The organism is Micromonospora sp. DT15, from assembly GCF_049841475.1.
GTDB lineage: Bacteria > Actinomycetota > Actinomycetes > Mycobacteriales > Micromonosporaceae > Micromonospora.
In genome coordinates, this window is sequence record NZ_JBNCKJ010000006.1 from 326,506 (window position 1) to 339,636 (window position 13,131).

General features: G+C 69.6%; 9 protein-coding genes. 6 read left to right on the plus strand and 3 right to left on the minus strand.

Features of this window, described 5'->3' with window-relative positions:
* Positions 1 to 45 precede the first annotated feature (45 nt).
* From ACLQ3F_RS16170 to ACLQ3F_RS16195, 6 genes are all read left to right on the plus strand, one after another.
* Positions 46 to 2,559, plus strand: coding sequence for a Tex family protein (locus ACLQ3F_RS16170; protein ID WP_425849683.1), 2,514 nt, complete (start codon positions 46 to 48; stop codon positions 2,557 to 2,559).
* 294 nt (positions 2,560 to 2,853) lie between these two features.
* On the plus strand, positions 2,854 to 3,279 hold the full coding sequence (locus tag ACLQ3F_RS16175) for a hypothetical protein (protein ID WP_425849688.1): 426 nt from the start codon (positions 2,854 to 2,856) through the stop codon (positions 3,277 to 3,279).
* Positions 3,280 to 3,666: 387 nt separating this feature from the next.
* Positions 3,667 to 4,707 (plus strand): hypothetical protein, encoded by a 1,041-nt coding sequence (locus ACLQ3F_RS16180; RefSeq protein WP_425849691.1) that lies wholly within the window; start codon positions 3,667 to 3,669, stop codon positions 4,705 to 4,707.
* Positions 4,676 to 5,776 (plus strand): NAD-dependent epimerase/dehydratase family protein, encoded by a 1,101-nt coding sequence (locus ACLQ3F_RS16185; protein ID WP_425849694.1) that lies wholly within the window; start codon positions 4,676 to 4,678, stop codon positions 5,774 to 5,776. Before ACLQ3F_RS16180 ends, ACLQ3F_RS16185 begins: the two co-directional genes overlap by 32 nt.
* Before the next feature lie 101 nt (positions 5,777 to 5,877).
* Complete coding sequence (locus ACLQ3F_RS16190; protein ID WP_425849696.1) at positions 5,878 to 7,128, plus strand: glycosyltransferase family 4 protein; 1,251 nt, start codon at positions 5,878 to 5,880, stop codon at positions 7,126 to 7,128.
* A gap of 238 nt (positions 7,129 to 7,366) precedes the next feature.
* Positions 7,367 to 9,241, plus strand: coding sequence for a polysaccharide biosynthesis protein (locus ACLQ3F_RS16195; protein WP_425849697.1), 1,875 nt, complete (start codon positions 7,367 to 7,369; stop codon positions 9,239 to 9,241).
* 185 nt (positions 9,242 to 9,426) lie between these two features.
* Here ACLQ3F_RS16195 and wecB read toward each other — a convergent pair whose 3' ends face one another.
* The 3 genes from wecB to ACLQ3F_RS16210 are packed head-to-tail and all read right to left on the minus strand — an operon-like array spanning position 9,427 to position 12,721.
* On the minus strand, positions 9,427 to 10,551 hold the full coding sequence (wecB, locus tag ACLQ3F_RS16200) for a non-hydrolyzing UDP-N-acetylglucosamine 2-epimerase (RefSeq protein WP_425849700.1): 1,125 nt from the start codon (positions 10,549 to 10,551) through the stop codon (positions 9,427 to 9,429).
* Positions 10,548 to 11,687, minus strand: coding sequence for a capsular biosynthesis protein (locus tag ACLQ3F_RS16205; protein WP_425849701.1), 1,140 nt, complete (start codon positions 11,685 to 11,687; stop codon positions 10,548 to 10,550). Before ACLQ3F_RS16205 ends, wecB begins: the two co-directional genes overlap by 4 nt.
* Positions 11,681 to 12,721: an SDR family NAD(P)-dependent oxidoreductase gene (locus ACLQ3F_RS16210; RefSeq protein WP_425849703.1), complete on the minus strand. Its 1,041-nt coding sequence runs from the start codon at positions 12,719 to 12,721 to the stop codon at positions 11,681 to 11,683. Before ACLQ3F_RS16210 ends, ACLQ3F_RS16205 begins: the two co-directional genes overlap by 7 nt.
* Positions 12,722 to 13,131: the final 410 nt, after the last annotated feature.

The window sequence follows — 13,131 nt, forward strand, 5'->3', positions numbered from 1 at the left end:
CGGCAGAATGCAACCGGTACCCACTCCCGAAGGCGGATCGAGATCGTGACCCAGTCTGTTCATCAGCGGATCGCCGACGAGCTCGGCGTGGCCGAGCGTCAGGTGCGGGCGGCCGTGGAGCTGCTCGACGGCGGCTCGACAGTGCCGTTCATCGCCCGCTACCGCAAGGAGGCCACCGGCCTGCTCGACGACACCCAGCTGCGCACCCTGGAGGAGCGGCTGCGCTACCTGCGCGAGCTGGACGAGCGGCGGGCCGCGGTGCTGGAGTCGATCCGCACCCAGGGCAAGCTCGACGAGGCCCTGGAAGCGCAGATCATGGCCGCCGACTCGAAGTCCCGGCTGGAGGACATCTACCTCCCGTACAAGCCGAAGCGGCGGACCCGGGCGCAGATCGCCCGCGAGGCCGGGTTGGCCCCGTTGGCCGAGACGCTGCTGGCCGACCCGGGTCAGGACCCGAAGGCCACCGCCGCCGGGTTCGTCGACGCGGACAAGGGCGTCGCCGACGCCGCCGCCGCGCTGGAGGGCGCCCGGGCCATCCTCATCGAGACCTTCGCGGAGGACGCCGACCTGATCGGCACGCTGCGCGAGCAGATGTGGTCGCGGGGCCGGCTGGTTTCCCGGGTACGCGAGGGTCAGGAGACGGCCGGCGCCAAATTCGCCGACTACTTCGACTTCTCCGAGCCGTACCCGAAGCTGCCCTCGCACCGGATCCTGGCGATGTTCCGGGGCGAGAAGGAGGGCGTGCTCGACCTGACCATGGAGTCGGAGGAGGCGGGCGAGGCGGACGCCGTACCGTCCGGCCCGACCCGGTACGAGGCGGCCATCGCCGGCCGGTTCGGGGTGTCCGACGCGGGCCGCCCGGCCGACCGTTGGCTGACCGACACGGTCCGCTGGGCGTGGCGTACCCGAATCCTCATCCACCTCGGCGCGGACCTGCGGATGCGGCTGTGGCAGGCGGCCGAGGAGGAGGCCGTCCGGGTCTTCGCCACCAATCTGCGGGACCTGCTGCTCGCCGCGCCGGCCGGCACCCGGCCCACGATGGGCCTGGACCCGGGCCTACGGACCGGCGTGAAGGTGGCCGTCGTGGATGCCACCGGCAAGGTGGTCGCCACCGACACGATCTACCCGCACGAGCCGCGCCGGCAGTGGGACGCGTCGGTGGAGACCCTCGCCCGCCTGGCCGGGGCGCACGGGGTGGAGCTGATCGCGATCGGCAACGGCACGGCCTCCCGCGAGACCGACAAGCTCGCCGGTGATCTGATCGCCCGACACCCGCAGCTCGGCCTGACCAAGGTGATGGTCTCCGAGGCCGGCGCGTCGGTCTACTCCGCCTCCGCGTACGCCTCCCAGGAGCTGCCCGGGATGGACGTGTCGCTGCGCGGCGCGGTCTCCATCGCCCGCCGCCTCCAGGACCCCCTCGCGGAGCTGGTCAAGATCGACCCGCGCTCGATCGGCGTCGGTCAGTACCAGCACGACCTGTCCGAGGTGAAGCTGTCCCGGTCGCTGGACGCGGTAGTGGAGGACTGCGTGAACGCGGTCGGGGTGGACGTCAACACCGCCTCCGCGCCGCTGCTGACCCGGGTCTCCGGAATCGGCGCCGGCCTGGCCGAGAACATCGTGCTACACCGGGACGCCAACGGGCCGTTCCGTACGCGTACCGAGTTGAAGAAGGTGGCGCGGCTCGGGCCGAAGGCGTTCGAACAGTGCGCCGGCTTCCTGCGCATCCCCGGTGGCGACGACCCGTTGGACTCCTCCAGCGTGCACCCCGAGGCGTACCCGGTGGTGCGCCGCATCCTCTCCACCACGGGGCAGGACCTGCGCTCGGTGATCGGCAAGAGCGGCATCCTGCGCGGGCTGCGGGCCACCGACTTCGTCGACGACCGGTTCGGCCTCCCCACCGTCACCGACATCCTCGCCGAGTTGGAAAAGCCGGGCCGGGATCCCCGCCCGGAGTTCCGCACCGCCACCTTCGTCGAGGGGGTGGAGAAGATCAGCGACCTGACGACGGGGATGGTGCTGGAGGGCGTGGTCACCAACGTGGCCGCGTTCGGCGCGTTCGTCGACGTCGGGGTTCACCAGGACGGTCTGGTGCACGTCTCGGCGATGTCCCGGACCTTCGTGAAGGACCCCCGCGAGGTGGTGAAGTCCGGCGACGTGGTCAAGGTCCGGGTGCTCGACGTGGACGTACCCCGCAAGCGGATCTCGCTGACCCTGCGCCTGGACGACGAACCCGCCGCCGGTGGTGGCGGCGGTGGTGGTCGGGCGGGCCAGGAGGGGCGTGGCGGCCCGGCGCAGCGCGCGCCGCAGGGTGGTCGCGGTGGGCAGGGCGCATCCGCCGGCCCGCAGGGTGGTCGCGGCACCGGACAGCAGGACGGTCGTGGCGGACAGGGCGGTCGTGGCGGGCAGGACGGTCGCGGCGGCTCACAGGGTGGTCGTGGCGGCTCACAGGGCGGTCGCGGCGGCGGGCAGCAGGGAGGTCGCGGCGGGCAGCGGCAGGGCGCACCCGCGCCGGCCAATGACGCGATGGCCGAGGCCCTGCGCCGCGCCGGACTGGCCTGACCCAGCGCGAGAGGTGACCGGGATGCGGCCGATCGAGCGGCCATCTCGGCCCCTCGGCCGCGGGCGATCGCCATCGCAACGCCGAGGCACAGCAGATCTTGGACAGTTTCCGTTCTGACGGAACGGAAACTGTCCAAGATCTGGAGCCATCGGGCCGTCGAGGTGAGCCGAGACCCGGCCGAGGACGGTCGCGGGCGGCGACCCGCACTGGCGGCGGGGCCGGCACTGGCGGCGGGGCACTGCCAGCGGCCGGCACTGGCGGCGGAGCCGGCTGGCTCGCGTACCGTCGGCGTCGTGAGTCAGCGAGACGCCCGGGAGTGGCGGGATCAGCAGCGGCAGGCGGTGCGGGCGCACGCCGACGCGGACGCGCGGCGGCGGGCCGCCGAGCACGCGGAGGCGGCGGAGCTGATCGCCTGGTTCGTGGCCGAGGCGACCCGGCGCGGGCTGCCTCCCACCCGCCTGGTCGCGCGCGGTTACGACGGCCGTGGGCGTTACCGAACCAGGCTGACCGGGTGGTACGTCGACCGGGCCGAGACCCGGGCGGTGGATGTGGACGGCCGGTTCCACCTGTTGAACGTGCCGGGCGGCCTGCGGGCCCGCCTGTTCGGCGTCGACCCGCAGCCCAGCCCGGCGCCGTTGGTCGTCGGAGCCGGGGGCCGCGACGGTGAGTCGATCCCGCTGCGGACGCTGCTCACCCGGCTGCTGGACGACGAGACCTGACAGGCTCCACCAACGGGTCCACCGCACTGCGCGGGTGAGTAGCTCGGTCAGGACGATCAAGCCGCCGGCGGGCGGCCACCCCTAGATCCGCCGCGCCCTGCACCAGGGCCCGGGTGGTCCTGGGACCAGGGCTGCCGAAGTGCTCCGACGGCAGTGGAGGCACTTGGCGCTGCGCGCTGCACACCGAATATGGGGAACAGTCGTTTGTCCATAGTAGTGACCTCCTATGATTGATTTATCCCTCTATGACCGGTTCAACCCGAAGGTTCGAGTGGTGAATCTCGTACACATTAAAGAGAATCCTCGGCGCGTGGCGGGCCGCACCCGAACGGGGACGGCACCCTTCAGCGCCACCCGCACCCGCCTCGACCCGGCCGGAACCGCAGCATGACGAGCCTTCCGCTCGCCGGAGGCATCCTGCTCGCACTCGTGGTCGGCAGCCTGCTGCAGCCATTGATCCTTCGCCTACTGAGAGCGGCCGCCGTTCTCGACGTACCGTCCGAGCGTTCCTCGCACAGCACACCGATCCCGCGGGGCGGTGGCGTGGGCGTCGCCGTGGCGGCAGGGCTCGCACTTGCACTGAACGACGACGCGCGATCCATCGCCGTACCGCTGCTCTTCTTCGGGGCGATCGGGCTCCTGGAAGACCTCCGGGGTGCGCCGATCCGTCTCCGTCTGCTCCTGCAGTTGCTCGCCGGCGTGGCCACGGGGCTGATCCTGGTGCCCGGCGGGCAGGCGATGCCCGTCCACGTGCTTCTCGTCCTGGCGCTCGCGACGTGGTTGGCCTCGTACGTGAACGCCTTCAACTTCATGGACGGCATCAACGGCATATCGGCGGTGCACGCGATCCTCGGCGGAGCGGTGTACGCGGTGCTCGGCGTACTCATGGACCTTCCGCTCCTCACCGCGGCCGGCACCCTGATCGCCGCCGCGTCCCTGACGTTCCTGCCCTGGAACGCCTGGGTTGCGAAGGTTTTTCTCGGTGATGTCGGGTCGTACGCCCTGGGCGGCGCGCTCAGCGCGATCGCCGCGTACGCCATCGTTCGCGGCACGCCGCCGGAGGCAGCCGTGGCGCCACTGGCCCTGTACCTCGCCGACACGGGTTGGACGCTGCTGCGCCGGATCAGCAAGGGCGAAGCCTGGTATCACCCCCACCGGAACCATGCCTATCAGCGGCTGACGGACGCCGGGTGGTCACATCAGCGGGTCACCGCGGTCACCGCCGTGACCGGGGCAGCCGTGGCCGGCTGCCTGGTAGCCGCGTCCTTCAACGGACCGCTCGCCCGCGCCGCGTTGGATGCCACGGCCCTCGCCATCCTCGCCGCCTACCTCGCTGCCCCCGCCTGGCTCGCCGATCAGCGGGCCCAGCCATCGCCGCCGGAAGGAAGAACGATCCATGCCAGAACTGTCAGCTCAACGAGCCGGTGAGCCGACCGGCACCGAGAGGCGGCCGGTCACGAAGGTCGCGGTGCTCGGTAGCAGCGGTTTCGTCGGCCGAGCGGTCGTGGCCGGGCTGGACAGCAGTGGGGTCGAGGTCCAGCCCGTCGCCGCACCGCGCCTGTCCTGGCCGCTCACCGAGGCACTTCGAAACGGCGCGGTGCCGGCGGATCGCCACCGCGACGTTGTGAACGCGCTCGCCGCACAGCTCGACGGCGCCCACGTAGTGATCAACACCGCCGGGCTGCCGGACGGGTCCGCCCCAGACAGTCCCGCTTTGTACGGCGGAAACTCGCTGCTCCCCACCCTGGTCGCCCGGGCCAGCGCGCTGGTGAACGCCAGCAGGCTGGTCCACGTCAGTTCGGCCGCCGCGCAGGGGTCGATGGCTCTCGACGAGACCTCGCAGACTATGCCCTTCTCGCCGTACTCCCGCTCGAAGGCGATCGGTGAACGCCTGCTACAGCGCGAGAATTGCATCGACACGGTCATCTATCGGTCCACCTGGGTCCACGATGTGGATCGACCGAACACCCGGTCGCTCATCCGGCTGGCACAGTCGCGCATGAGCTGCGTCGCCGGAGACGGCACCGCACCGACACCGCAGGTCCTCATCGGCGATGTCGCCGCAGCCATCGTCCACCTCGCGCTCGTCAACGGCTCGGTGCCGCCCATCGTCCTTCAGCCCTACAACGGGATGACCACAGGTCTACTGCTCCGCCTTCTGGGTGGCCGTGAGCCACTGCACCTCCCGCCTCGGGTGGCGCGGTACGCGACGCGCTGCCTCAGCACGTACGGGCGGACGAGTCTGACAGCCAACGCACACGCCCGCCGGGTGGACATGCTGCTGTTCGGCAAGCGGCAGACGCCGGGCTGGCTCGCCGACCAAGGGCTGGCGCCCAAGCTGCGCCCCGAGGCGTGGGAGCGACTGAGAACGGCCGGCACCCACCCGACATCCGCATCGACACCGAACGTCGAAGCTGTGGCGCGGCCACGGACAGGTGACTCGCGACCGGTCGAGACGAGCGGAGTGGACGCGGCCCACCGGTTCCTGACGAAGTAGCTCCGCCCCCAACAGGAAGGTTTCTCCATGACTCTCGCCTCCGTGTCAGGCTCGACTGGCCTGATCGGTTCCTTGGCTGCTCCGGCTGCGGTGACAGCGCGGTGAGAATCGGGATCATCACGCAGTGGTACGACCCGGAGGGCGGCTCCGCCGTCCTTCCGGGGATCATCAGCCGATCGCTCGTCGCTCTCGGCCACGAGGTGCACGTGCTCACCGGCTTCCCCAACTATCCCTCCGGTCAACTGTCTCCGGGTTACCGCGTGCGCCCGTACCGGTTCGAGATGATGAACGGCGTCTCAGTGCACCGGGTGCCGCTGGTGCCCAGCCACGACCGCTCGGCTGTCAGACGAGCTGCCAACTATCTCAGCTTCGCGGCCTCCGCGGCGGCCCGGCTGGACCTACTCCGCAAGGTCGACGTGTGGCTCGTCTACTCGTCTCCGGCGACGGTGACGCTGCCCGCGATGATGGCCCGCTGGTTGCACGGACGTCCGTACGTGATCCTCATGGAGGACCTCTGGCCGGACACCCTGGCGGAGAGCGACTACGTCCGTCCCGGCCATCGGACCGACCTGATCCTCCGGATGCTCCACCGGTTCTGCGACGCGGCGCACCGGGGCGCGTCATCGGTGGCCGTCATCTCCCCCGGCATGGCCGACATCCTGACCAGTCGAGGAGTTCCTCGGGACAAAATCTCGGTTGTCTACAACTGGGTCGACGAGCGTCTCTTCCGCCCGCGGACACCTGATCCGCAGTTGATGGCAACCCTCGACCTGGAGGGCTTCGTCGTCATGTACGCCGGGAGCATGGGAAACCTCCAAGGACTCGATGTCGCCGTTGACGCGCTGGAGCATCTCGCCGACATCCCGGACCTGAGGCTCGTGTTCGCCGGCAGTGGCGTTGAAGAGCGACGGCTTCGCGAATCTGCCGCCCGCTACGCACCTGGCAAGGTGGTCTTCCTCGGTCAGCAGCCAGTCGAGCGGATGGTCGAGCTGATGCCACTCGGGGACGTCCAGTTGATTTCCTTGCGGGACCAGCCCTTCCTCCGCTCGATCATGCCCAGCAAGGTGCAGAGCACCCTGGCATGCGGACGTCCCATCGTGGCTGCTCTGGCGGGCGATGCGGCCCGGCTCGTCGACGAATCCGGTGCCGGATTCGTCGCTGCTCCTGGTGACCCCTACGCACTCGCCGATGCGATCCGTCGAATGTACGAGTTGGGTGCGGAGAAGCGTGAGGAACTCGGCCGCACCGGCCGGCACTTCTACATGGAACGGCTCTCGGAGCGGGTCGGCAGCGTTGCGCTCGCCCGGCATCTGGAGAAGGCGGTCCAGGACCAGGTTCCGGCCCCCCGCTGACCACAGCCGGAGGCGGTAGCTCACGTGGTGGCAGCGGTGAACGGAGCCGGTTGGCGACGGCCCTGACCCGGACAGCAGCCAGACGCTCGGGGCGGCCGACAGGATAGCCGGACCTTCAGCTCAGATAACCCGAAAACGGCAAAAATCGCCGCTTCGACCTGTAACAAGGACAAGGAGCCCAAAAGCTCCTTCTGCCGGGCGGTGGAAGCAGTCGAAAGTCGGGACAGGGAGCCAGTACATGCCCCAGGACACGGAGCACACGGAGCGGTCCGACCAGCGGATCCGACGGGCCAGGGCTCGTCGGCGCGCCGTCGGATTTCTCGCGGCCGACACCTCTGCCTGGTTCGGCGGTCTGGTCGCGGCCGTCTGGACCCGATTCGAGTTCCAGCTCCCTCCGGGCCAGCTCGGCCGAGCCGCAGCGGTCGGAATGGCTGCGGCGATCATGCACGTGGCGGTGGCCGCGTTGCGCCGCCTCTACTCCGGACGACACCCGCTGGGCAGCCTCCAGGAGGTCCAGGGCGTCGCCGGCACGACCCTCACCACGACCGGCATCGTGCTGCTCGGCCTGCTGCCTTCCAGCGACCGGCCGGTTCCGGCGAGCACTCCGGTGGTTGGCGGCGCGCTCGCCCTGCTGCTCATGCTCGGCGCCCGGTTCGCGTACCGGCACCGACACGACCTCGCCATGCGCCCCAATGTCCAGTCGTCGACGCCGGTGCTCCTGTTCGGCATGGGTGACGCCGGCCAGGGGCTGCTGCGGGCCATGCTCAGCGACCCGCGCGGCCGGTACCTGCCGGTCGGTGCGCTCGACGACGACCCGGACAAGCGCGACCTGCGCATCGGCCGGGTCCGCGTGCTGGGCGGTCGGAACGACGTCGCCGCCTCGGTCCGACGTACCGGCGCCAGCGCCGTCATCTTCTCGGTGGCCAACGCGGACGCGGCGCTGATCCGCCAGATCCGGGGGGCCACCCTCGACGCCGGCGCGGTGTTCAAGGTGCTGCCCCCGGTACGGGACCTGGTCGACCACCGGATCACCGTCACCGACGTCCGAGACGTGCGGATCGACGACCTGCTCGGCCGCCGTCAGGTGGTGGGTGACCTGCCGTTGAGCACCAACAGCCTGACCGGGCGTCGGATCCTGGTCACCGGTGCCGGCGGGTCGATCGGCTCGGAGCTCTGCCGCCAGGTGATGAAGGCCAACCCGGGTGAGCTGATGATGCTGGACCGGGACGAGTCCGCCCTGCACAGCCTCCAAATGTCGCTCGCCGGCCGGGCCATGTTGGACGGCCCCGAGCTGATCCTCGCCGACCTGAGGGACGACGAGGGAATTCGGCGAATCATCCGGGACCGCCGACCGGAGGTCATCTTCCACGCAGCGGCGCTCAAGCACCTGACCCTGCTGCAGCGGCACCCCGGCGAGGCGGTCAAGACGAACGTCTGGGGCACCCTGTCGGTGCTGGACGTCTGCCAGGATGTCGCGAAGTTCGTCAACATCTCCACCGACAAGGCAGCCGACCCGATCAGCGTCCTCGGCTACTCGAAGCGGATCACCGAGCGACTGACCGCACACGCGGCGTCCCGGTTCCCCGGGACGTTCCTCAGCGTCCGGTTCGGTAACGTGCTGAGCAGCCGCGGCTCGGTGGTGACGGCGTTCCAGCGGCAGATCGAGGGCGGAAAGCCGCTGACGGTCACCCACCCCGACGTCAGCCGCTATTTGATGACCGTCCAAGAGGCCGTCCACCTGGTGCTCCAGGCCGCCGAGATCGGGCGGGACGGGGAGGCGCTGGTGCTCGACATGGGTGAGCCGGTCCGCATCACCGACCTGGCTCGACAGATGGCCGACCAGGCGTCGAGTTCCGTTCCGATCGTCTACACCGGCCTTCGGCCCGGTGAGAAGCTGCACGAGGATCTTCTCGGCACCGGCGAGGTGGACACCCGCCCGTTCCATCCGCTGGTGTCGCACGTGACCGTCCCGCCACTCGACCCGATGGACGTCGGCGGGCTCGATCCGTACGGCGACGCGGCAAAGATCGTCGAGCATCTCGCGCTGCTCTGCGCCCAGCCGGTCGGCCCGGTGGTGAAGGGCCCGCTGGGCGTACCCCTGCAGTCGCACTGAACCGATCGCCCCCGCCGGACGCGGCGGCGGTAAACGGGGTGACGCCGAAGGGCGTCACCCCGTTCCGTTCGCCGGGAGGGTGCCCGCAGTTACAGCACACCCCGCGCGGCTCGGCCCAGGTGCACAGACAGACATTGGGGCTGGCGACCACAGGTTCGTGGTCGCCAGCCCCAATGTCGAGCTGGTCAGTGGCGGATGCCCGCCCAGTCGTGGTGCCGTCGCACGGTGGAGAGGATGAAATCCACCACCCGTCGGGAGGTGTCGGGCACCTGGTAGTCGACCGGGCAGGGCACGCCGTCCGCAGCGACCTGCGCGACCGTCACCTCGACCGCCTCCACCACGCCCTGTGGGTCGAGCCCGGTCATGATGATGCCGCCCGCGTCGAGCGCCTCGGGGCGTTCGATCGACTCCCGCAGCGTCACCGCAGGGAAGCCGAGAATGGCCGACTCCTCGCTGATCGTGCCGCTGTCCGAGAGCGTGCAGTAGGCCCCGGTTTGCAGATGTACATAGTCGAGCAGGCCGAACGGATCGTGGAAGGCGATACCGTCGAGCGCGCTGGCATCCGGGGCCAGCGCCTCCAGCCGCTTACGAGTACGCGGGTGGGTGGAGACCAGCACCGGGAAGCCCCACCGGTCGCGCACCGCGACCAGACAGTCCAGCAACCGCTGGAGCCGCTCAGGGCGGTCCACGTTCTCCTCCCTGTGCGCGCTGACCAGGAAGTACCGATCCCGCTCGAGTTCCAGTTGACGCAGGATGGTCGAGTCGGCGATCGGTGTCCGGTAGTGCTCCAGCACCTCCCGCATGGGCGAGCCGGTGTGCAGGATCCGGCGGGGGTGCAGGCCCTCGGCGAGCAGGTTGCGCCGGGCGTGCTCGGTGTAGACGAGGTTGAAGTCGGACACGTGGTCGACCAGGCGCCGGTTGGTCTCCTCCGGCACGTTCAGATCGAAGCACCGGTTGCCGGCCTCCATGTGATAGACCGGCACCCGCATCCGGCGAGCCATCAGTGCGGCGATGCAACTGTTGGTGTCACCGAGCACCAGCAGCGCGTCGGGCTGCTCCTCGGCGATCGCCGCCTCCATACCGACGAGGACCCCGCCGAGGACCCGCCCCAGCGATGACGTGTCGACGCGGAGGAACCGATCGGGTTCCCGCATACGCAACTCTTTGAAGAACACGTCCGACAGGGCGCTGTCCCAGTTCTGGCCAGTGTGCACCAGCGTGTGTTCCACAGTGTCGTCGAGTCGAGCGATAACCCGGGAGAGCCTGATGATCTCGGGTCGGGTGCCGACCACGGTCATGATCCGGGTCATGCCCGTCCTCTCTCTGTGGCCACCAGCGGCACCGGCCGGGCCGCCTCCACCGGTTCGGCCCAGGTGTCCGGCCGGTCCGGGTCGAAGAGCTCGTTGGTCCAGAACATCGTCACCAGTTCGTCCGCACCGGTGTTCACCAACTTGTGCACCCACATGGTGGGCATGTCGATGAGAGCGGGCTCGGCGCCGCTCACCGGAAACCGCAGCACCTCTGAGTCGCCGACCCGGCGCAGGCTGATCTCGGCCGAGCCACGCAGCACCACAAACCGCTCCACCTTCGCCAGGTGGAAGTGCTCTCCCCGGGTGATCCCGGGACGGGTGGTGGAGCAGAACGTCTGCCCCGCACCACCGTGTGCTTTGACCGTCTCGACCAGTTCACCACGGGAATCGGCCCGCCGGGGCAGCGTGATCGGGTAGTGCGCCGGAAAGCAGTGCGACCGGTAGGTGTTGAACAGCCGCACGTCGTGCCGGCTCGACAGGGAGGGGATCTCCCCCGTCCGGTACGTCGCGGCCATCCCGGTGAGCCGGTCCGCCAGAGCCTGGACGCCGATGCGCAGCGCCGGCATCGCCAGATCCCACGATCCACCGTCGGATGCCCCGATGAGCCGGGCGGCGGCGTCGGTCACGTGCACCAGGCTCAATTCGCGGTCGCCGTGTACCTCAGGCCGCCCACCCTCGGCGAGCAGACGGCAGAAGGTCGCCACCGCGGAGTTGTAGTACGGCCGGCCGTGCTCGCCGTACAGGTTCGGCAACAGGACGTCGTCGAGGTCGACGCCGGTGTCCGCGAGCACCCGCGCCGCTGCGGCCTTGGCGTCGCCGTACGGTGTGCCGTTGCCGGCCTGCACAGAGTTGGCGTAGACCACCCGTGCCGGCGGGTCCGCGCAGTGCTTGAGCCCGTCGGCGAGCTGGGTGGCGAGCTGGATGTTGCCAGCGGCGACCTCGGCCGGATCGCCACGGTTGACACCGGCCAGGTGCAGCAGGCGACCGTGACCGGCGATCTTCGCCGCGATCACCCCGGGGTCGGCCAGGTCGGAGCGGCTCAGCACGGTCGGCTCCGGCCACCCCAATGCGCGCAGCAGCACCCGGACGTGCCAGCCGAGAAAACCCCCGCCACCGGTGACGGCGAGCCTCAGCACGCCAGCACCGGGTCCCGCAGGGCCAGCTCTGCCCGCACCTCAGGCAGCGTCTTCAGCAGCTCGACAATCTCGGGTACGCCGAGCTGCGGCGCGTTCGATGAGTTGAAGTCCTCGCTCAGCCCGTCGCCGAACTCGCCCTCGGAGACGTAGAGCGCGTAGTTGAGGTCGCGACCGTCCAGCGGCACCCGGAGGAACTCCCCGAAGTCCTCGGCCTGAACAAGTTCCTCGCGACTGGCCAGCGTCTCGGCCTGCTTCTCGCCGTGTCGTATGCCGATCACATCGAGCTTGGCGGGCACGTCGAAAAGCTGACACACCGCCTCGGCCAGGTCTCCGACGGTGCAGGCCGCGGCCTTGCGAATGAAGATGTCACCGGGCCGGGCGTTCTGGAACGCGTGCTCGACCAGCTCGACGGAGTCGGCCAACGACATCACGAACCGGGTCATTCCCGGATCGGTCACGGTGGGTGCCCGGCCCGCCTTGATCTGCTCGATGAAGAGCGGAATCACGGATCCACGCGAGTACATGACATTGCCGTACCGCACGCAGGAGACCGTGGTGGCGCTGTTCGGGTTGTTCCGGGCGTGCGCCTGGACGACCTTCTCCATCATCGCCTTGCTCATGCCCATCGCGTTCACCGGGTAGACGGCCTTGTCGGTGCTGAGCACCACCACCGAGCCGACGCCGTTACGCTCGGCGGCCTCGACGACATTGCTGCTGCCCAGCACGTTCGTTCGTACTGCCTCAAGTGGAAAGAACTCGCACGACGGCACCTGCTTGAGGGCGGCCGCGTGGAAGATGTAGTCGATGCCCCGGCTGGCATTGAGCACCGAGTCGTAGTCCCGGATGTCCCCGACGTAATAGCGGACCCGCTCGTCGCCGAGCAGCCGACGCATCGCGTCCTGCTTGGCCTCGTCTCGGCTGAGCACCCGGACCTCGCCGACGCCCCGGGCGAGGAGCCGGCGAACCATGGTCTGGCCGAAGGAACCAGTGCCGCCGGTGATGAGCACGCGGCGGCCGGTGGTCGCGAAAGTCATTGATCCTCCCGTGTCGTCGATTCGCCGGTCCGCTACCCGACGACACTGCGGGTGGGGCCGAGGGCACCGCCCACGCATCCCATCGGAGCAGGGTCGTCTCGGCCGGTTGCGGCATCGGGGATAACGACATGTCCCGTCCAGCAGATACGCTTGCCGCTGCTAAATCGCCGTAAAGCATGACAAGGAGGAGATGACTACGGTCGTCGGTCCGCCACGGGCCGGCAAGTGGGGACAGGTCGCGGCGACGTCCACAACGGAACGACATCCGCCGCAGTCATTTCATGAAACATGCGAATTACCGGATCAGCCGCTGCTATAACACCCTTACGCACTGGGGACACACCTCACCATCCGGCACGCCTGCCTGCGACCTGACCAGCCTTCCAGGGCACACGTCTCTCGGTCACGTG